This window comes from Phycobacter azelaicus (assembly GCF_014884385.1).
In the GTDB taxonomy this organism is placed as follows: Bacteria; Pseudomonadota; Alphaproteobacteria; order Rhodobacterales; family Rhodobacteraceae; genus Phycobacter; species Phycobacter azelaicus.
In genome coordinates, this window is record NZ_WKFH01000003.1 from 2,402,318 (window position 1) to 2,422,300 (window position 19,983).

Genomic DNA, 19,983 nt, shown 5'->3' on the forward strand with positions numbered 1-19,983 from the left:
CGCATGAAGGACGAGGTAGTGGCAACGATAGAAGCATCGGCGCCGCGGCGCATTATGGGGGTTGGCATGCTGGCGGCCGTTGGCGTGATCCTGTTGTATGTCGCTTTCTCAACGCCTCCCTCCGCTGCCTGGCTGGTGTTTCTGCTGGTGGTAGGGCTTGGTGCGCTCGTGCTGGCCGTGCGCATGTGGCAGGCCACAGCGTATCGGATCGAGCTGACCGAAGAGGTCCTGCGCTGTAGCGATGGCACCGAGATCGCGCGCGTCGCCGATATTGAGACCATCGACCGCGGCTTTTTCGCCTTCAAGCCATCGAACGGCTTTCTGATGCGCCGGAAAACCCCCGGCCCCCGCGCCTGGTTTCCCGGCCTGTGGTGGCGCATGGGCCGACGCATCGGAGTGGGCGGCGTCACACCCGGCGCTCACAGCAAGGCGATGTCTGAAATCCTGGCTGCCATGATCGCCAAGCGGGACCTGGGGCTTGAGTGATACGAAAAGGGCCACGTCCTGCGACGTGACCCCGAACGACCAGTGTGGTTGGCGGGTCAGAGACCCATTGCGTTGTCGCTGTGACTATTGCCGTTTGGCGTGTCGTCCACGAACACCACCTGTGGCGCGAAACGCGGACGGGTGAAGACGAAGTTGGTTATTTCCATGGTGGGCAGGCCGACGCGAAAAGCGGGTTCCACCGTGTTCTTTGTTTCTACCAGGATCACGCGCTCTTGATCGGGCATCGAGGGCAGATCGTCCTTGACCAGATGGATGGTTGCATCTGTCCATTCAGTGAACCCGCCACCGCGGACCTTGGACCAGTCCACGTAATAGCTTTGATCAGCCTCGTCCCAGCGCACCACCGAGACCCGCATGTCATAGGTCGTGTCACCACGCAACAGCAGGGTGCCCATGGTGTACATGCTGTCCAGATAGGTGTTGTTGACGTAGTTTGTCTCGCGGGAGATCAGGTCCGAAATGGTATAGGCTGCCTTCAAGTTGATGCTTTCCTGCCGGAACGCATCAAAGAAGGTGTAAAACGCAGCCAACAACCCCAGAAGCAAAGGGGTGTAGATTGCAAATTCTACCGAAACGGACCCTTCGGTGTCTCGTGAGAATGACGTCAGACGGTGTCTCAGGGCTTTGAACATGGTTTACCTCGGCTCCTGCACAAAGGCCGATGCCGCGAAGAGGCTTGCGCGACCGTCGGCATCCTTGCCGAGATCTCCGCCCAAGCCCCAATCTGAGAAGATCGGGCTGAACTTCATACATGCGCGGATCAGCATCAACTGATTGGATTGGCCACTGGTGAAGCTGCGAACAGGCTGCACGTCTTCGATGCGGTTCACGCAATCGGGCTCAGGGTCAATGCCGGTCCAGTTGAAAGGGTCCTGGCTGACCATTTCAAGACGCAGAGACGTGGCGCAATTGTCGATAAATCCCGAAAGCTCGCAGACACGGTCACGGATGGTGTCGTGTTGTAGGTTGGCCCCTGTGGACAGACGTACCTCGCGCACGGTCTGGTCCAGAGCCCGCTCCAGCTGAGATTGACGGATGTTGACCAATCCCAGTTCAACGGTGGACATCAGGATCATCAGGAAGGCCGGGATGATGATGGCGAATTCCAGCGTGGCGCCACCATCGTCTTGGCGGCGAAAACGCGAAACAGCAGTAGGGATGCGGCGGATCATTGGGTCAGCCTCAGCTGGCGGATGGAAGTGGCGATCGACGAGAAGGCCTCGGAGATTTCCAGACCGTCCACGTCAAAGAAATGGGCCGGGGAACTGGCGCAGTTCTGCAGCACACGCGTACCGTTGCGGGGCGCCTCAAACCCGACGCTATAAACGATCACGCCCTGATCCTTGGTACGGTCGCAGATGTTCTTGGTGTGTTGGTCCTTGGCGACGCGATTGTGGAAGCTCATGCTGGCGTGGTACCAATCCGCCCAGGCGCTGGGGCTGAATTCGTAGTTGAACCGCGCATTGTAAGCGAGCGAGACTTGCGACAGCAGCACGTGGTATGGCAGCTGTACAGCCTCTCCCGGCTCATCATGGGTGGTGCAGGAATAGTACCCGCAGGTCGTGTAGGTACCGTTTCCGTATGGGTGATCATACCATGCATCGCGGTGCGGCCAATAGTAGCTCTTGGTTCCGTTTGAATGATACACAGAGTAACGCCCTGTTTCGGCGTTGTACCAGACGTCCGACATGGTGCTGCGCCGCGATGGGTTCAGGAAGTACTGGTTGGTATTTTCGCCATCCGACATCAAGATGATGATCTTCAGCGTATCGCCATTGTTGTACTCGGTCGGGCGGTTGACAAACTGAGCGTCGACCTCGCCGTCGTTGATCAGGGCATTGATCACCGGGCGCGTGCTTGGGTCCAGAAGGGCCGAGCCCCACTTCATTCCAATGTCGATCGACGTGTTGCCCCAGGCCGTCAGGCCGTCGATATAGTTGTGCAGGACAGTCGTGTCATTGGTGAAGGGCAAAATCGCCGATCCAGCCCGTGTCGGGCAGACCGGGCGCATCGTGTTTGTATTGTAGGGGTAGTAGGTGAACGGATCGAAATGGGCCGTACGCTCCAACCGCTCGGCCGGATCCAGCGTTGTCTTGGCGAACTGATCATAGACGAAATTCACGCAGTGCGAGTAGTTCCATTCGCTGGAGGGCAGATCGTCGAACCCGGCATTGTATTTGCTGAGCAGAGACTCACCCGCGTTCACCTGCGTGGCATAGGGAATGATGGAGATCGAAACATTGCCGGCCTCGGTGTTTTGGGTGATCTGGTCAATGAAGCTGTGCGCCGCGATCTTGAGGTTCTCAAGCCGCCGGTTCGAGTTCATGGAGCCGGAAATATCGAGAACAAGAGAAATCTCGACGCTGCCGATGGTCTCTTCGGCGCGGGAGTTGGCATAGATCGGCAGATCGCCGCCGCCCGAAAACTTGAGCATGTGAGAGTTGAAATCGGTGTTGATCGTGCTTTCGACGCTCTTGTAGCCCAGACCTTGGGTGACTTTCGGCGGCTCGTAGTATTTTTCCAGACCGGCTTTGGTCAGATAATCCTGTACGACCACTTCGGGGGCGAGAGGCTGGTCAAGGTCCGCTGCGGCCAGAACCGCGCGGTCGAGCGTGTACTGCAGGATCGTGCGATCCCGCTCCATGCGCATCAGGTCAATTCCGATGCCCCCCACAGCCAGCATCGCGAGGAAAAAGAAAACCGTGGGGGCGGCCATTGCGCCACTGTCGTCCTGCGCAAATGCACGCACCTTGGCAAACCGTGCTGCCAGCAGGGACTTTCTGGAACCGTTTTCGATCTTGCGATGCGCACACATGCAACACACCCCCATGCTCTGTGCAATGCCAAAGGGCGGACTACGCCCTTCTGCAACCGGTCTTCATGTTTGCTTGGGGAAGATGGCGGAAATGGGGCGTGGCCGGGGCGAAACCTTAACGATTATTACCAAAGTCTTAGCCAATGAGGGGGCGTGCGGCTTCATTGTTTAGCAGGGGGAATAAATGATGGTCCAAACGGATATCGAATCACTGTCCCTTTGCTCTTTTGCTGATTCTTTGGAATGGAATGGTCAAAATGGTCGCATGTCTTAAACTTCCATGCATAGAGTTGCCGTAAACACCTACATTGAGTCGCCCGAAAAGCACGGAGAAACGTAAATGAGCAGCCACAATGAACCCAGCTTTCGCGAGAGCGTCGATTTGATGTTCAATCGAGCGGTGTCCATCATGGACCTGCCGCCGGGACTGGAAGAAAAGATCCGGGTCTGCAATGCGACCTACACCGTGCGTTTTGGTGTCCGCCTGCGCGGCAAGATCCACACGTTCACCGGCTATCGTTCTGTTCATTCCGAACATATGGAGCCGGTCAAGGGCGGCATCCGATATGCGCTGGGCGTCAACCAGGACGAAGTTGAGGCGCTGGCGGCGCTGATGACCTATAAATGTGCCCTTGTCGAAGCGCCCTTTGGTGGCTCCAAGGGCGGCTTGTGTATCGATCCGCGCGAATATGAGGAACACGAACTGGAGCTGATCACTCGCCGCTTTGCCTATGAGCTGGCCAAGCGCGATCTGATCCACCCCAGCCAGAACGTGCCTGCGCCCGACATGGGCACAGGCGAGCGCGAGATGGCTTGGATCGCCGACCAATATGCGCGCATGAACACCACCGACATCAACGCACGTGCCTGTGTCACCGGCAAGCCGCTGAATGCCGGCGGTATCGCTGGCCGGGTCGAGGCGACGGGTCGCGGCGTGCAATACGCGCTGCGCGAATTCTTCCGACATCCCGAGGACATCGCCAAGGCAGGCCTCTCCGGCAAGCTCGACGGCAAGCGTGTCATCGTGCAGGGCCTAGGCAATGTGGGATATCACGCCGCCAAGTTCCTGAGCGAGGAAGACGGCGCCCTGATCACAGGCATCATTGAACGCGACGGTGCCCTACACCGCGAAGAGGGGCTGGATGTGGAGGCCGTGCGTAACTGGATCGTCAAGCACGGCGGCATCGCTGGCTACCCGGATGCCACCCATACCACCGACGGGGCCAAGCTGCTGGAGCAGGAGTGCGACATCCTGATCCCGGCGGCGCTGGAGGGCGTCATCAACATGTCCAACGCCGCACGTATCAAGGCGCCGCTGATCATCGAGGCCGCCAACGGCCCGGTGACGGCGGGCGCGGATGAGATCCTGCGCGACAAGGGCACGGTGATCATCCCCGATATGTATGCCAACGCGGGCGGTGTGACGGTGTCCTACTTCGAATGGGTAAAGAACCTTAGCCATATCCGCTTTGGCCGCATGCAGCGCCGCCAGGAAGAGGCACGCCACCAGCTGGTAGTGGATGAGCTGGAGAAGCTGTCGGAAAGCCTTGGCAAGACCTGGACGCTGGATCCGCGATTCAAGGAGAAATACCTGCGCGGCGCCGATGAGCTGGAGCTGGTGCGCTCGGGGCTCGATGACACCATGCGCATCGCCTATCAGTCCATGCGTGAGGTCTGGCATGGTCGTGACGACGTGATGGATCTGCGCACCGCGGCCTATCTGGTCTCGATTGACAAGGTTGCCGCCAGTTACCGCGCCAAGGGCCTCTAGCCCATGCTCAGATTGTTGAGAGTTGTCTCTTTTGGAGCGGCGGGCTTTTTGCCCGCCGTTTCCTTTGCGGATCAGCTTCCGGCTGGCTTGAAGGTTATCAATGGGTTTGGCAACACCATTTACCAGATGGCTGAACGCACCGGCGGATCTCCGGCGGAGTGGGATCGGGCCGAGGCCGAACTGCTGGCGCAGTTTCAGTTCCTTCGGGCGCAAGGGCAGCTTCAGCCGACGCAACTGGATGGCAAGGGGCGCACGCTGCTGATTCATGCCGCTGCCGAGGGCTATGCCTTTGCGGTTTCCTTTCTCTTGACCCTCGACGAGGTGAAAGAAACACTGGATCTTGCGGATGAGCAGGGACTCACCGCCTATGCCCACAGCCAGCTTGCCCTGCGCCAGACGCTACTGGCCTGTTTTCCGGACGTCGAGCAGATGAACCCTTTTGTTGCGGTGCCGTTCATGGTCAAGCAGCCCTACTATCAGGATCGCGCGCCCTATCCCCGGATCACGCAGATGCTGGCGCGGACTGGCGCTGCCACCGGGATAGAGGCCGCACGGACCATGTTTCTGGATCGCTGCGAAACTGCCGATCCCGCGTTGCGCGCGGAAGTTGCTACCGCGGGCGATCTTCAGGCCGTTCTGTTCGGAGAGACACGCAAAGCCGAAATCCGCGCCTGTGAACGCGAGGCTCAGGATGCGATCGAACTTGTGGAGAGCCTTGCGCCCGAGGGCAAACCGCTTGACCAGAAGTGGCAGGGATTACTGACGCATTTGCAGCAGGCGCTTTCTGATTGCAGCGCGTCGGAAGTCGACTGAGGGACCGTCTCATTTTATTATTCAACTTGCGTCACAACAGGTCGCGTTTTGCACTAGACATACCTGCTTAGATTGCGTGCAGTGCCTCCAGATTTGGCTGTGGCTTCGTTGGGTTTTCCGCGAAAAGGGGTAGGACAGCCCCGGCAAAGCCGCTAGCACTATTGCAAGATCTGCGACAGGCCCGGCCAACTGCAGATACGACAGAGAGGTGGAGGTCTCGAGATGCGGTTTTCCGGCTGGCGGGTGCTGAAGGAAGGGCTGACCGGCAACAAGGGCTGGCGCCCGCATTGGCGCGATCCCGACCCGAAACGCGAATATGACGTGATCATCATCGGCGGCGGCGGCCATGGGCTGGCGACAGCCTATTACCTGGCGGCCGAACACGGTATCACCAATGTCGCGGTGCTGGAGCGCGGCTATATCGGCGGCGGCAACGTGGGGCGCAACACCACCATCGTGCGGGCGAATTACTATCTGCCCGGCAACTCCGAGTTCTACTCCCACAGTTTGCGCCTATGGGAGACCCTTGAGCAGGAGCTGAACTACAACGCGATGATGTCCCAGCGCGGGATCATAAACCTGTTTCACAACGACGGGCAGCGCGATGCTATCGTGCGCCGCGGCAATTCTATCATCAATCAGGGTGATGACGCGGAGCTTTTGGATCGCGAGGGCGTGCGCCGCATGGCGCCTTTCCTCAATTTCGAGAACAACCGCTTTCCGATCATGGGTGGCCTGCTGCAGCGCCGTGCGGGCACGGCGCGTCATGACGCGGTGGCCTGGGGCTTTGCCCGAGGTGCCGACATGCGCGGTGTCGACCTTATCCAGAACTGTAAGGTGACCGGAATCGACGTGGAAAATGGCCGCGTCACCGGAGTGCAGACCGTGCGTGGGCCGATCCGCGCCAAGAAGGTGGCGCTGGCGGCGGCGGGGCGCTCGGGGCAGGTGGCGGCGATGGCAGGGCTGACCCTGCCGATCGAAAGCCACGTGCTGCAGGCCTTCGTCTCGGAAGGTATCAAACCGCTCATCGACCACGTGATCACCTTTGCCGAGGGGCACCTTTATATCAGCCAGTCCGACAAGGGCGGGCTGGTCTTTGGCAGCTATCTTGATTTCTACAGCTCCTACGCCGCGCGGGGGAACCTGCCGATGGTGGAGCATACGATGGAGACCTGCATGGCGATGGTTCCCGCAGTGGGCAAGGCGCGGCTCCTGCGCAGCTGGGGTGGTATCATGGACATGACCCCGGATGGATCGCCCATCATCGACCATTCGCCCATCGATGGGCTCTATCTCAATTGCGGCTGGTGCTATGGCGGCTTCAAGGCAACGCCCGGCTCGGGCAATGTCTACGCCCACCTTATTGCCACCGACCGCCCGCATGGCGCCGCGACCCGGTACAAGCTGGACCGCTTCCGCAGTGGCGTCGGCCTCATGGACGAGGAGGGGACCGGTGCCCAGCACAACCTGCACTGAGGCGGCAAGCCCGGCCATGACACACCCTAGGAACGACAACGCAGGGGAGCGGCAGAGATGAGGATCACCTGTCCCATATGTGGCGAGAGGGATCGCCGCGAGTTTACCTATCGGGGTGCAGCATTGCCGCGCCCGGCCGAGGATGCCGATCCAGATGCCTGGCACGCCTATGTGAACCTGCGAGAAAACCCCTCTGGCCCATTGGATGAGCTTTGGCATCATGAAATGGGCTGCGGCGCCTGGCTTAAGGTGCAGCGCAATACTGCCACGCATGAGATCCATGAGGTTTCGCTTGCCTCGGATGCAGGGCTTGGAGGTTCGCGATGAGACTGCCCGGCAAAGGACTGATCGAAGGCGGCAAGCCCGTCACCTTTTCCTTCAACGGCCGCCACATGATGGGCTTGGAGGGCGATACGCTGGCCTCTGCCCTGCTGGCCAACGGGGTGCACCTGGTGGGGCGCTCTTTCAAATACCACCGCCCGCGCGGCATCCTGACCGCAGGTAGCGAGGAGCCGAACGCGCTTGTGACTATCGGCAGCGGCGCGCATCAGGACCCGAATATCCGCGCCACCACGCAAGAACTGTACGAGGGTCTGAGCGCCCGCAGCCAGAACTGCTGGCCCTCGGTCGAGCATGACGTGATGGCGGTCAATGATCTGGCCGCGCCTTTCCTCGGCGCGGGCTTCTACTACAAGACTTTCATGTGGCCGGCGGCCTTCTGGGAAAAGCTGTACGAGCCGATGATCCGCCGCGCGGCGGGGCTGGGCAGCTTGAGCGGCGCGGCGGATCCGGATGCATATGAAAAGGCCTATGCCTTTTGCGATCTTCTGGTGATCGGATCGGGGCCTGCCGGTCTGATGGCGGCACTGGTGGCCGCGCGCGCGGGCGCAGACGTGATCCTGGCCGAAGAAGACAGCCGCATGGGCGGGCGTCTTCTGGCCGAGGTCGAAGAGGTAGACGGCATGCCCGCCCATCTCTGGGTGGCGGAGGTTCTGAAAGAGCTTTCGGCAATGGAGAACGTGCGCCTGATGAGCCGCACGGCCGTGACCGGTGCCTATGACCAGGGCACCTATGGCGCATTGGAGCGTGTGTCCCATCACAGGCCTCGCCGTCATTCCCTGAAGGAGAGCCACCTGCCGCGGGAATGTTTCTGGCGGATCGCGGCGAAACGGGCAGTGCTGGCGGCAGGCGCCATCGAGCGCCCCGTGGCCTTTCGCAACAACGACCGTCCGGGGATCATGACCGCCAGTGCGGTGCGCGCCTATCTCAATCGCTGGGGCGTGGCGCCGGGGGAACGGGTCACCGTCTTTGCCAATAATGACGATGCCCATCGCACCGCCCGCGATCTGGCCGAGGCGGGTGTCCATGTTGCGGCCCTGATCGACAGCCGTCATGACGCGCCAGAAAGTGGCCTTTTCCCGGTGATCAAGGGCGCGCAGGTCTGCGATGCGGGCGGGCGCAAGCGGCTGGAGAGCATCACCGTGCGGTCCGTCGCGGGCGAAGAGAAAATCCAGACAGATAGCCTTGCCATGTCGGGGGGGTGGAACCCCTCGGTGCATCTGACCTGCCATCTGAACGCGCGGCCCACCTGGCGGCGTGATATTGCCGCCTTTGTGCCCACGGACGGAAGCGTGCCGGGGATGGTCACGGCAGGTGCCTGCAACGGGGAATTCTCCACTGCCGGTGCCTTGCGTGAAGGGGCCGCGGCTGCGGCAGAGGCTTTGGAGGCGTTGGGTCTGAAAGCCCTTGCCGCCGATCTGCCTGAGGCCGAAAATGATCCCTACCGGATTTCGCCACTCTGGGATGTGCCGGGCAAGGGGCGCGCCTGGCTCGATTTCCAGAACGATGTGACGGTGAAGGATGTGAAACAGGCCGCCGGGGAGAACTTCCGCTCGGTCGAGCATATGAAGCGCTACACCACCCAAGGCATGGCGACGGATCAGGGCAAGAACTCCAACGTCGCCGCCCTGGCGGTGCTGGCTGATGCCACCGGGCGCAGCATTCCCGAAACCGGCACCACCACCTTCCGCCCGCCCTTCGTGCCGGTCAGCATCGGTGCCATGGGGGCAGGGGCCGCAGAGCAGGGGTTCAAGCCGCAGCGCTTCCTGACCTCGCATAGGGCAAGCGACGAGCGCGGCGCTCATCAGCTGGAGGTGGGCCTCTGGTATCGCGCCGCCTATTTCCCGAAAAACGGAGAGACCAACTGGCGCCAGTCCTGCGACCGCGAGGTCACTTATGTGCGCAACCACGTCGGGGTGTGCGATGTCTCGACCCTCGGCAAGATCGACATCCAGGGGCCGGACGCGGGCAAGCTGCTCGATTATGTCTACACAAACATGTTCTCGACCCTGAAGGTCGCGCGCGCGCGCTATGGTCTGATGCTGCGCGAGGATGGTTTTGTCATGGATGATGGCACCACCGCGCGGCTGGGAGAGCAGCATTTCGTGATGACCACCACCACCGCAGCCGCCGGTCAGGTGATGGCGCATCTGGAATTTGTGTCCCAGGTGCTGCGCCCCGATTGGGATGTGCGGATCGTCTCGGTCACCGAACAATGGGCGCAATTCGCGGTTGCCGGCCCCAAGGCGCGCGTGCTTTTGAATGCTCTGTTGGACGATGAGATCGACAGCGAGAGCTGGCCTTTCATGGCCTGCGGCGATGTCTCGCTCATGGGTGTTTCGGGGCGGCTGTTCCGCATCTCTTTCAGTGGCGAGGAAGCCTATGAACTGGCCGTGCCGGCCCGATATGGCGATGCGCTGTTCCGCGAGCTGGTTTCCCGCGCCGAAGGCATGGGGGGTGGCGCTTACGGGATGGAGGCGCTCAATGTGCTCCGCATCGAAAAAGGCTTCATCACACATGCCGAGATCAATGGCACCGTGACTGCATTCGATCTGGGGATGCAGGGCATGATGTCGAAGAAGAAGGATTTCTTCGGCAAACCCATGTCTAGGCGTGAGGGGCTGATGGCAGAGGACCGGATGCAGATGGTGGGCCTCAAACCCATCGGCGCCGTCAAGCAGCTTACCGCCGGGGCGCATCTGTTTAACCCGGAGGAGCCGGTGGAGCGTATCTTTGATCAGGGCTATGTGACCTCGGCCTGTTTCTCGCCCACGCTGGGGCATTCCATCGCGCTGGCCTTCCTCAGTGGCGGACGGGATCGGATTGGCGATCAGATCCGTCTGGTCGATCACATGCGCGGTATCGATACCCTGTGCGAGGTGGTCGAGCCGCAGTTCTTTGACCCGGAAGGAGGGCGCGCCCGTGGCTGAACTCATTGCAAAAAGTCCCTGCGCTGGGCTGCTTCCCGTTTCGGTCGGCGCTTTGACCCTCAGCGAGGAGGATCTGGGCCATCTCACCACCCTTGCACCCTTCAACGGGCAGGCGAAGGTCTTGAGCACGGCCTTGGAGGCGGCCCATGGCATGAAACTGCCCGCGCCGGGGCGCAGTACGGGCAAGGCAGGCAATCGCGCGATCTGGTTTGGCAGGGACATGGTGCTGCTGGCTGGTCCCGCACCGGACCCGTCGCTAGCGAAATACGCGGCGCTGACGGACCAGAGCGACGCCTGGGCCGTGGTGCGCCTTGAAGGGCAAGGGTGCGAGGATGTTCTTGCCCGCCTTTGCCCCATCGATCTGCGCAGCCAGACCTTCAAACGCGGCCACACCGCGCGCACCGAGCTGCGCCACATGATGGCCTCCATCACCCGCATCGGGGTAAACGGCTTTCAGATCATGGTGTTCCGCTCTTTGGCGCAGACCCTGGTGCATGATCTGAAAACAGCCATGGAAGCCGTCGCCGCGCGGGGGTAGTCTCCTTGGATCACCGACTGATTCATGGAGCGTATCAATGATCCGCATTGCCCCTGCGATTTCACCAGTGGCAGCCTTTCTGGTTGTTTTCCTTGCCGCGCCTTTGGAGGCTGCTGAAAAGAAGGAAGAAAGCTGCAAATACCAAGGGCAGGTCATGGCCGCAGTTCAGGCCGCACGGATGGACCGTGTGAAGCTGGAAAAGGTCGAAGAGGTGATTCTCGCCTCCGGCCCGGACTGGCCCGAACAATACTCCAAGGCGATCCCGCAGCTGGCGCAGCATGTTTATGCAATGAAGCGCCGCGATCTTCGCAACGCCGACCTTGGCGCCATACTGGAGCAGCAGTGCCTTGAAAACTGGGATCAGATCCAGGCGATGACCAAACAGCTGAAATCGAACTGACATGTCCTTGCCGCCCGGTTTCCTTGACGAATTACGCACCCGCATCAGCCTGTCTGATGTTGTCGGGCGCAAGGTCATGTGGGATCAGCGCAAATCTAATCCGGGCAAGGGCGATCTTTGGGCGCCTTGCCCGTTTCACCACGAGAAAACGGCCAGTTTCCACGTCGATGACCGCAAGGGATTCTATTACTGCTTTGGCTGCCAGGCCAAGGGTGATGCCCTGAAGTTCGTGCAGGAGACCGAGAATGTCCCCTTCATGGAGGCGGTGGAGATCCTGGCTGGTGAAGCGGGCATGGAAATGCCCAAACGCGACCCCAAGGCGCAGGAAAAACAGGATCGCAGAAGCCAGCTTGCCGAGGTGATGGAGCAGGCGGTGCAGTTCTTCCGTCTGCAGCTCAATACCCAAGGTGGCAGCGCCGCACGCGCCTATCTGGCAAAACGTGGCCTGACAGGGGAGGCCTTGCAGCGCTGGGAAATCGGCTTTGCCCCCGATGGCTGGCAGGGGCTGTGGGATCACCTGCGCGGCAAGAGCGTGCCCGAGGATCTGATCATGGGTGCGGGGCTAGCGAAGCCCTCGAACAAGGGCGGCAAGCCCTATGACACCTTCCGCAACCGCATCATGTTCCCGATTCGCGATGCGCGCGGGCGGGCGATCGCCTTTGGCGGGCGGGCGATGGATCCGAATGACAACGCCAAATACCTGAACTCACCCGAGACCGAACTCTTCGACAAGGGGCGCAGCCTGTACAACCACGGTCCGGCCCGCGCGGCAGCGGGGCGTGGCACGCCGCTGATCGTGGCCGAAGGGTACATGGATGTGATTGCCCTGTCCGAGGGCGGCTTTGCCTCCTGCGTGGCGCCGCTGGGCACTGCGATCACGGAAAACCAGCTGATGATGCTGTGGCGGATGTCGGATGAGCCGATCATCGCGTTGGATGGGGACAAGGCCGGGATCCGCGCCGCCATGCGCCTGATCGATCTGGCCCTGCCGCGCCTTGAGGCCGGGAAATCCCTGCGCTTTGCCATCATGCCCGAGGGCAAAGATCCCGACGACATGATCCGCAGTGAAGGTCCCTCAGCCGTGCAGGCGGTTCTGGATCAGGCCCTACCCATGGTAAAGCTCCTGTGGCAGCGCGAAACCGAAGGAAAGGTCTTTGACAGCCCCGAGCGCAAGGCGGCGCTGGACAAGGCCCTGCGGGAACGGATCCGCCTGATCCGGGATCCGTCAATCCGCAAACATTACGGCGAGGACATCAAGGAACTGCGCTGGCAGTTGTTCCGTGGCAATCGTCCACCTCGTGAGGGAGGTTTTTCGCCGCGTCGCGCTGGCGGGGGAGGTTTTCGCGATGGCACCCGTGCGCCTTGGCGCGGGCAGGGGGCGGCGCCCGTGCCGCTTGAGACCACGCGCAGCTCACTCTTGGCTGCAGCCGATGAAGCTGCTCTGGCCCGTGCCCGGGAGGCGGTAATCCTTGCTGTGGTGATCACAACGCCTTCGGTCATCCCTGAGTTCGAGACCAATCTGGAGCGCATGCTTTGCCCGGACCCGGACCTGATGGGGCTGCGGGACATGGCTCTGATGCATGGCATTTCTGCCCCAGAGCGGCTGAAAGAGGAAATTGAGTACTCTCTTGGCTCCCATGCCCTTGAAAACCTCTTTGCCCTGCGCCATGTGGCAATTGTCCCCTGTCTGCGCAAACCAGGCGATGAGGAGGCCGCGCGACTGACGCTGGCCGAAGAGTTCGCAAAGCTCGAGGCGCTAAGGGGGCTGGACGCAGAATTGGCAGAGGCGGAGGAGGATCTCTCAGGCCTTGCCGACGAGGCGCTGACTTGGCGTCTGAAACAAGCCGCCGAAGCCCGCAATAGGGCCGTAAGAAGTGAGAATGAAGACAGGGCACAGTATGACGTGGGCGAGAACGGCGCGCGACTGGATCGCGAAGAACGTGACGCCTTTGGTGCCCTCCTGGACCGAATCGGCTTTTCCAACAAGTGACACATCTGAGAGAAATCGGTGTTTTCATAAGGAAGAGCGAAAGAAAAATGGGTAACACGGGGTGACGAATCATTAGTTCCGGCTAATGATTCGCTACATCCGAATCGCCCCAGCCTCTTAGAGGAGCAATGAATGGCCGCCAAAGACACTGACGAGCGTAAACCTGACGACCAGGAAGCCGAAATCTCGCTGGATATGAGCCAGGCCCAGGTCAAGAAGATGATCGCAGAGGCTCGTGAGAAGGGCTATATCACCTACGATCAGCTCAATCAGGTTCTGCCGCCGGATCAGGTCAGCTCGGAGCAGATCGAGGACGTGATGTCGATGCTGTCTGAAATGGGCATCAACATTATCGAAGATGAAGAGGCCGAGGAGGAAGAGCAGAACAAGGGCTCGACCGAACTTGTGACCACCGACTCCAACCGTGAGGTCGCTGTTGCCGGTGCCGCTGCCGAAAAGCTGGACCGCACGGACGATCCGGTGCGCATGTACCTGCGGGAGATGGGCTCTGTCGAACTCCTGAGCCGCGAAGGCGAGATCGCAATCGCCAAGCGGATCGAGGCCGGTCGCAACACCATGATCGCAGGGCTGTGCGAAAGCCCGTTGACCTTCCAGGCGATCACCATCTGGCACGATGAACTCTTGTCCGAAGATATTCTGTTGCGGGATGTCATCGATCTCGAGACCACATTCGGGAACCAGATGGACGAGGATGGTGAAGTCAGCGAGCCGGTCGTGGACACCGGTGCTGTTGCTGATGCGGCCAAACCCGCCAAGGAAGATAAAGGCCCCGAGCTTGACGCCGATGGCAACCCGATTGCCAGTGACGATGACGATGACGAGGACGAACAGGCCAACATGTCGCTGGCGGCGATGGAAGCCGCGCTCAAAGACCGCGTTCTGTCGACCCTTGATCGGATCTCATCGGATTATGCCCAGTTGAGCGAGATGCAGGACAGCCGGATCTCGGCGACGCTAAATGAAGACGGCTCATTCAGTGAGCAGGACGAAAAGACCTATCAGGCGCTGCGCGCTGAAATCGTCGAGTTGGTGAATGGTCTGCACCTTCACAACAACCGGATCGAAGCGCTGATTGACCAGCTTTATGGCATCAACCGCCGCGTTATGCAGATCGACAGCGCGATGGTGAAACTGGCCGACCAGGCCCGTATCAACCGCCGTGAGTTTGTCGAAGAATACCGCGGCCGCGAGTTGGATCCGAACTGGCTGGCGGAAATGTCTGAAAAGCCCGGTCGCGGCTGGCAGATGTTCATCGAACGCTCCACCGACAAGGTCGAAGAGTTGCGCGCCGACATGGCGCAGGTCGGCCAGTACGTGGGCCTCGACATCTCCGAATTCCGCCGCATCGTGCAACAGGTGCAGAAGGGTGAGAAAGAAGCCCGGCAGGCCAAGAAAGAAATGGTCGAGGCGAACCTGCGCCTGGTGATCTCGATCGCCAAGAAATACACCAACCGCGGATTGCAGTTCCTCGACCTCATTCAGGAAGGCAACATCGGCCTCATGAAAGCGGTGGACAAGTTCGAATACCGCCGCGGCTACAAGTTCTCGACCTATGCCACATGGTGGATTCGTCAGGCCATCACCCGCTCCATTGCGGATCAGGCCCGCACCATCCGTATCCCGGTCCATATGATCGAGACGATCAACAAGCTGGTGCGCACCGGCCGTCAGATGCTGCATGAGATCGGCCGCGAGCCGACGCCGGAGGAACTGGCCGAAAAGCTGCAGATGCCGCTTGAGAAGGTCCGCAAGGTGATGAAGATCGCCAAGGAGCCGATCTCTCTGGAAACTCCCATCGGGGACGAGGAAGACAGCCAGCTGGGCGATTTCATCGAGGACAAGAATGCTGTGCTGCCGCTCGACAGCGCCATTCAGGAAAACCTCAAGGAAACCACCACCCGCGTGCTGGCCTCCCTCACCCCGCGCGAGGAGCGTGTTCTGCGTATGCGGTTCGGCATCGGGATGAACACCGACCACACACTGGAAGAGGTCGGCCAGCAGTTCAGCGTGACCCGCGAGCGGATCCGCCAGATCGAGGCCAAGGCTTTGCGGAAGCTCAAGCACCCCAGCCGCAGCCGCAAGCTGCGCAGCTTCCTGGACCAGTGATCAAAGGGCGCCCCAAGGGGCGCCTTTTTTTCGCGCTCTGAAGTGCTGTTGGGCGGCCCTGCGCCTAGAGGCTACTCTGTGGATGCAGCATCGGCGAAGGTTTTCCGCAGAGCGCCAATGTCCATGACGGTGGGGGCAAACGCCAATGCTTCGATATCGGCATCCAGTACCTGTCTGCAATCGCCTGCCTGAGTGGCTTCGCGTGCAAGAGTGTCGATAATGGGCTGATACTGCTCGACAAAAGCACTATTTTGTGGCTCCTGCGGGCGAATGAACTCTAACAGACGCCCTGCACGGATGATCGGACAAATAATATCGTTCACTTCGTCTACACGGCGCAGGGCAATGTCCCAGCCGTTGAATTTGATCCCTTCTTCACGTGCTCCCCGAAAGAGCATTAGCTGAGTGATTTTCTTGTGCAGAAAGGTTTCCAGATGTTTGGGATCGTGCTGGCTGTAGTAGACAGCATTGCCATAGAAGTCATCCCAGCGGATCAAGTCACGACCGTCTCGATGGGAGCGGCGACTGAGGGATTCCAAGGCATGCGCCAGCTTGCCCCACTGTTCAGGATTGTAGGGAGCAACCACAACTCTGCGCACTAAAAAGTCGATCTCTTGCTCCGGACTGGGTGAGTTTTTGTCGGGGGCAAAGCGCCAACCGTTCTGTGTTTTCGTTATTCGGGTGGATGTCTGTGACAGGATATCAAGCAATTCCGGCGAATAGGGGTCATGTTCCAATGCCTCTTTCGCCCGCAACTTCTCTCGCTCCAGCATCTCGAAGTACTTCGGTGCAAAGCCATAGCGGTTTGCGGTGTTGTTGTCGTAATATCTGGCGCGCCGCAGCGTATCGAAGCCGTGTTTATCACCGTAGTCGCGCAGATACTCCGCGTCCTCCAGTGTCTGGGGATGATTGTTCAGGCGTGCAATGAAAACCAGGTAGTCAAGATCGGGATCATTCTCTTCTTTCAGCAAGGCAAGTGCCATCTTCGGCCACTCTCTAATGGGATTGCGTTGAATCAGAAAAGCGATGTGGCAGTATCGCGTGAGGTTGTTGCGCTCGTGTTCCGCCAACGGGGCGTAGTGTTCACAGATGGCCTGCCCCATCTCGTAACTGCCCCCATAGCCCGGATGGGTGAAGGTGAAAGCTCTCTCGATGGTGCCCCAATTGGGGACATCCTGCATGGTCTGGTCGAATACTTCGAATGACCTCTGCTTGTTTCCGCCCGTATTGCCCAACAGGACAATCGCGTCAGATGCGGGGATCAGTTTGGGGTTTTCTTCATAGGCCTCAAGCGCAAGTTCCAGACTGTCATGATGCAGTAGCCGGTGTTTCTCCATCGCTTCTGGATGGGTCTGACGGGCCGATTTGTTCCCACGAACGATCCACCCTGCGCGATAGTACACCCAGGCCTGTGCAACTTTTGCATAGGGCGAAGCGGGGTGTGCCTCCTGCCAGTTCCCGACAAATGAAATCAAATCAGGATGGGTGACCGCGAATATGCTGAAAAGGACGCGCATATCATCAGCTGTGATTTCACCAGCCTCAAACGCTTTCTGCGCAATCTCTAGTTCGGTTTCAACCCGATCCACTTGCCGGTTGTATACGGCATCCCTGAGTTGGGTCGCGGAAATCAAAGTCCTTTCTTCTGCTCGCGCCGTTTGGCCGATTAGACAGGCAGAGACCAATACTACCCATTTCAACATCTCATTCCCTTTCGCATAATGACCCAGTCTGCGATCAGATTGTGGAAATATTGGGACGATATTGGCTGAGACGTGTCGATTTGAGATTTCTAGGTTCTGGTCCCCTGCGTTAACCAATCCGCCCCCCCTTGCTTGCACCCTCGGGGCTGCATGCGTAAACTATTTGTTAAGAAATCGCATGTCGGGGGATATGATGTCTGTGACCCAGGGAACCGCTGCCGCGCTGACCGCTCTTGAAGAAAAGCTGCTGCATCTCAGCTACCTGACCGAGGCCAACCAGTTCATGGTTGACGTCATGAAAGAGCAGGGCGAGCAGCTGAAATCCCTCGACGCGGAAGAAGCCCGCGCGATGCTGCGTGCGAAGGCGCGCAAAGCCTTTGGGCCTGAGGGCGGTGACGCCCAGAATCCCGAGGTGCTGGCCATTCTGGAGCAGGCGCTAGGTGCACAGAAAAGTGCTGAGATTATTCCGTTCCCGACACGACCGGCCTGATCCAAGTCGACCGTTCCCTGGCGCGGGGACGATCCGCCTGACGGCGAGTCTTTGCTGACCTACGATTTTGTGAAGGCGCTATCCCATTGCCTCCGCCTGTGCAGGGTTTATCCTGTTCACAAGAACAGGGGGCTATTGCCATGAAACATTTTCTTCCGACAATGTGCTGCGCCATGATGATGCAGCTTGCCGCGCCCGCACAGGCCTTTACCCTGCCCAACGGGGTGAAGGTCAACGCGGTCGACGATCTGGTGTTTGAAGTGGTCCCAAGGAGCTCGGGCACGTTGGATGAGTTCTGGTGTGGGGCTTCGGAATATGCACGCCGAGTCCTTGGCGCGGGATGGCGCGACATGATCTATGTCTACCGTGGGCGTGGCATCAGCGAGACGACTGGAAAACGCTCAGCCGTTCAGTTTACCATATCACGCGAGAAGGCCCGTGATGTTCCCGCCGAAAGAAGCATTATCCAGCTGGGTTTGAAGGCGGGGGATTCCATGTCGGTCCAAATGGCGCGCACTCATTGTAATCAAAGGCCAATTCGCCCCTGATACGGGGTGCGCTGAGCCCGCAAAAAACTAGCTCTCGGGAGGTCGGACATGACAAGAACGAAACGTGCAGGCCTGCTGTTGGTCGTCACACTTGCCCTGCAGCCCATCGCGGCCCAGGCGTGGTGGGCCTGGAACCGTCACGAGGTGCTTCCGGTTCAGGAAGGGGTCTGGGAGGTGGTCAGCCGGGTCGGCAGCTCTCCGCAGGATTACTGGTGCGGCATTGGAGATTTCGCCATCAGGCAATTGCGCACGGGTGCTGCTCAGCGGATCTATATCTGGGAAGGGGTTGGCCCGTCGGTCAATCGCCCCCAGAAAAGATCGGTGAAGTTCGCCCTGACTCCGCCGCCGGGGGCGGATACATCGAGCAGCTACTCTCTGTCGATCAAACGACCCGGGGAAAACATCAGTGCCAATTTGGCCCGCAGTTACTGCTACAATCACTTCGCCGACCCGTTCTACCTGCGGCCCTAGGTCAATCTTGTTGCGGGATGGGCTGCGCTGAGGCATCTGTTTCCATATGCAGACGGAATTCCAGATCGAAACAGACGGGCAGGGCCTCTATGAGTTTACCCGTGATCTGCGGCGCTGGGTGAAGGCCCAAGGTGCGCGAGATGGGCTGCTGACTCTGTTCGTGCGCCACACTTCCTGCTCCCTTCTGGTGCAGGAAAACGCTGATCCCGAGGTGCAAGGCGATCTCAGGGCCTTTTTCGCCCGGCTGGTGCCGCCCAGCACCCATTCGTCCATGTCTTATTTGCGCCATACCTACGAAGGACCAGATGACATGCCCGCCCATATCAAGGCCGCGATGATGCCGGTCAGCCTTTCGATTCCGGTTCTGGACGGGGCGCCAGTTCTGGGGACATGGCAAGGCGTATACCTGTTTGAGCACCGTGATGCGCCGCACCTGCGGAAAGTCGCGGCACATCTTGCGGGAACCTCTTGATCTAGCGGTTTGATTTCACCTCTACCCAAACTCTAGAGGCTCCCCTATACTTGTGGATAAGTGCGCCGGATGACGCGCAGATTACAGGCATTTATCAACAAGGGGCCCAGCAGATGCGCTGTCCGTTTTGCGGAAATATCGATACTCAGGTCAAAGACTCCCGTCCTGCCGAGGACCATGTTTCGATCCGCCGCCGCCGTTTCTGTCCGGCTTGCGGGGGCCGCTTCACGACCTACGAGCGCGTGCAGCTGCGCGATCTGGTGGTGGTCAAGACCAACGGGCGGCGTGAGGACTTTGACCGCGATAAGCTCGAGCGTTCGATCCGGATCTCAATGCAGAAGCGCCCGATTGATCCAGAACGGATCGATCAGATGATTTCCGGCATCGTGCGGCGCCTTGAAAGCATGGGCGAGACGGATATCCCGTCCAAGATGATCGGCGAAATCGTGATGGAGGCTTTGGCGCGGATCGACACTGTCGCCTATGTGCGCTTTGCCAGTGTCTACAAGAACTTCCAGGCGGCCGACGATTTCGAAGACTTCGTGCACGAGCTGCGCCCGAATACGCCTCCCGAAGAGTGATCTGACCGATGC

General features: G+C 59.8%; 19 protein-coding genes. 15 read left to right on the forward strand and 4 right to left on the reverse strand.

Annotated features, from left to right (window positions below):
* Positions 1-3: 3 nt before the first annotated feature.
* Complete coding sequence (locus INS80_RS12590) at positions 4-486, forward strand: hypothetical protein (RefSeq protein WP_192965964.1); 483 nt, start codon at positions 4-6, stop codon at positions 484-486.
* A 56-nt stretch (positions 487-542) separates the two neighbouring features.
* On the opposite strand, the gene INS80_RS12595 is transcribed toward INS80_RS12590, so the two are convergent.
* The 3 genes from INS80_RS12595 to INS80_RS12605 are packed head-to-tail and all read right to left on the reverse strand — an operon-like array spanning position 543 to position 3,322.
* Positions 543-1,139, reverse strand: coding sequence for a TadE/TadG family type IV pilus assembly protein (locus tag INS80_RS12595; protein ID WP_192965965.1), 597 nt, complete (start codon positions 1,137-1,139; stop codon positions 543-545).
* Between the two features lie 3 nt (positions 1,140-1,142).
* On the reverse strand, positions 1,143-1,679 hold the full coding sequence (locus INS80_RS12600; RefSeq protein ID WP_192965966.1) for a TadE/TadG family type IV pilus assembly protein: 537 nt from the start codon (positions 1,677-1,679) through the stop codon (positions 1,143-1,145).
* A complete protein-coding gene (locus INS80_RS12605; RefSeq protein ID WP_192965967.1) occupies positions 1,676-3,322 on the reverse strand; it encodes a TadE/TadG family type IV pilus assembly protein in 1,647 nt (548 codons plus the stop codon). The genes INS80_RS12600 and INS80_RS12605 overlap by 4 nt, the downstream gene beginning before the upstream one ends.
* Before the next feature lie 340 nt (positions 3,323-3,662).
* Between INS80_RS12605 and INS80_RS12610 the strand changes: the two genes are divergently transcribed.
* The 9 genes from INS80_RS12610 (at position 3,663) to rpoD (ending at position 15,706) form a co-directional block, all read left to right on the forward strand.
* Complete coding sequence (locus INS80_RS12610; RefSeq protein WP_192965968.1) at positions 3,663-5,093, forward strand: Glu/Leu/Phe/Val family dehydrogenase; 1,431 nt, start codon at positions 3,663-3,665, stop codon at positions 5,091-5,093.
* A gap of 126 nt (positions 5,094-5,219) precedes the next feature.
* Positions 5,220-5,906 (forward strand): hypothetical protein, encoded by a 687-nt coding sequence (locus INS80_RS12615; RefSeq protein WP_192965969.1) that lies wholly within the window; start codon positions 5,220-5,222, stop codon positions 5,904-5,906.
* A gap of 222 nt (positions 5,907-6,128) precedes the next feature.
* The gene (locus tag INS80_RS12620; protein ID WP_192965970.1) at positions 6,129-7,382 is read left to right on the forward strand and encodes a sarcosine oxidase subunit beta family protein; all 1,254 of its coding nucleotides are present in this window, start codon (positions 6,129-6,131) and stop codon (positions 7,380-7,382) included.
* Positions 7,383-7,439: 57 nt separating this feature from the next.
* Positions 7,440-7,709: a sarcosine oxidase subunit delta gene (locus INS80_RS12625; protein WP_192965972.1), complete on the forward strand. Its 270-nt coding sequence runs from the start codon at positions 7,440-7,442 to the stop codon at positions 7,707-7,709.
* On the forward strand, positions 7,706-10,651 hold the full coding sequence (locus tag INS80_RS12630) for a sarcosine oxidase subunit alpha family protein (protein WP_192965974.1): 2,946 nt from the start codon (positions 7,706-7,708) through the stop codon (positions 10,649-10,651). The genes INS80_RS12625 and INS80_RS12630 overlap by 4 nt, the downstream gene beginning before the upstream one ends.
* Positions 10,644-11,189: a sarcosine oxidase subunit gamma gene (locus tag INS80_RS12635; protein WP_192965975.1), complete on the forward strand. Its 546-nt coding sequence runs from the start codon at positions 10,644-10,646 to the stop codon at positions 11,187-11,189. The genes INS80_RS12630 and INS80_RS12635 overlap by 8 nt, the downstream gene beginning before the upstream one ends.
* 37 nt (positions 11,190-11,226) lie before the next feature.
* Positions 11,227-11,589 (forward strand): hypothetical protein, encoded by a 363-nt coding sequence (locus INS80_RS12640; RefSeq protein WP_192965976.1) that lies wholly within the window; start codon positions 11,227-11,229, stop codon positions 11,587-11,589.
* Between the two features lies 1 nt (position 11,590).
* A complete protein-coding gene (dnaG, locus tag INS80_RS12645; RefSeq protein WP_192965977.1) occupies positions 11,591-13,579 on the forward strand; it encodes a DNA primase in 1,989 nt (662 codons plus the stop codon).
* Between the two features lie 132 nt (positions 13,580-13,711).
* Positions 13,712-15,706, forward strand: coding sequence for an RNA polymerase sigma factor RpoD (rpoD, locus tag INS80_RS12650; protein WP_192965978.1), 1,995 nt, complete (start codon positions 13,712-13,714; stop codon positions 15,704-15,706).
* Positions 15,707-15,777: 71 nt separating this feature from the next.
* Here the strand turns inward: rpoD and INS80_RS12655 are convergent, their stop codons facing one another.
* On the reverse strand, positions 15,778-17,409 hold the full coding sequence (locus INS80_RS12655; RefSeq protein WP_192965979.1) for a DUF4034 domain-containing protein: 1,632 nt from the start codon (positions 17,407-17,409) through the stop codon (positions 15,778-15,780).
* A 193-nt stretch (positions 17,410-17,602) separates the two neighbouring features.
* Here INS80_RS12655 and INS80_RS12660 point away from each other — a divergent pair, with 193 nt between their 5' ends.
* The 5 genes from INS80_RS12660 (at position 17,603) to nrdR (ending at position 19,971) form a co-directional block, all read left to right on the forward strand.
* Positions 17,603-17,899, forward strand: coding sequence for a hypothetical protein (locus INS80_RS12660; protein ID WP_192965980.1), 297 nt, complete (start codon positions 17,603-17,605; stop codon positions 17,897-17,899).
* Positions 17,900-18,039: 140 nt separating this feature from the next.
* Positions 18,040-18,447: a hypothetical protein gene (locus INS80_RS12665; RefSeq protein ID WP_192965981.1), complete on the forward strand. Its 408-nt coding sequence runs from the start codon at positions 18,040-18,042 to the stop codon at positions 18,445-18,447.
* A gap of 48 nt (positions 18,448-18,495) precedes the next feature.
* Complete coding sequence (locus INS80_RS12670) at positions 18,496-18,918, forward strand: hypothetical protein (RefSeq protein WP_192965982.1); 423 nt, start codon at positions 18,496-18,498, stop codon at positions 18,916-18,918.
* 46 nt (positions 18,919-18,964) lie between these two features.
* Complete coding sequence (locus INS80_RS12675; RefSeq protein WP_192965983.1) at positions 18,965-19,390, forward strand: secondary thiamine-phosphate synthase enzyme YjbQ; 426 nt, start codon at positions 18,965-18,967, stop codon at positions 19,388-19,390.
* A 113-nt stretch (positions 19,391-19,503) separates the two neighbouring features.
* Positions 19,504-19,971 carry a transcriptional regulator NrdR gene (gene nrdR / locus INS80_RS12680; RefSeq protein ID WP_192965984.1) on the forward strand — a complete coding sequence of 156 codons (468 nt, stop codon included), beginning with the start codon at positions 19,504-19,506 and terminating at the stop codon, positions 19,969-19,971.
* Positions 19,972-19,983 lie beyond the last annotated feature (12 nt).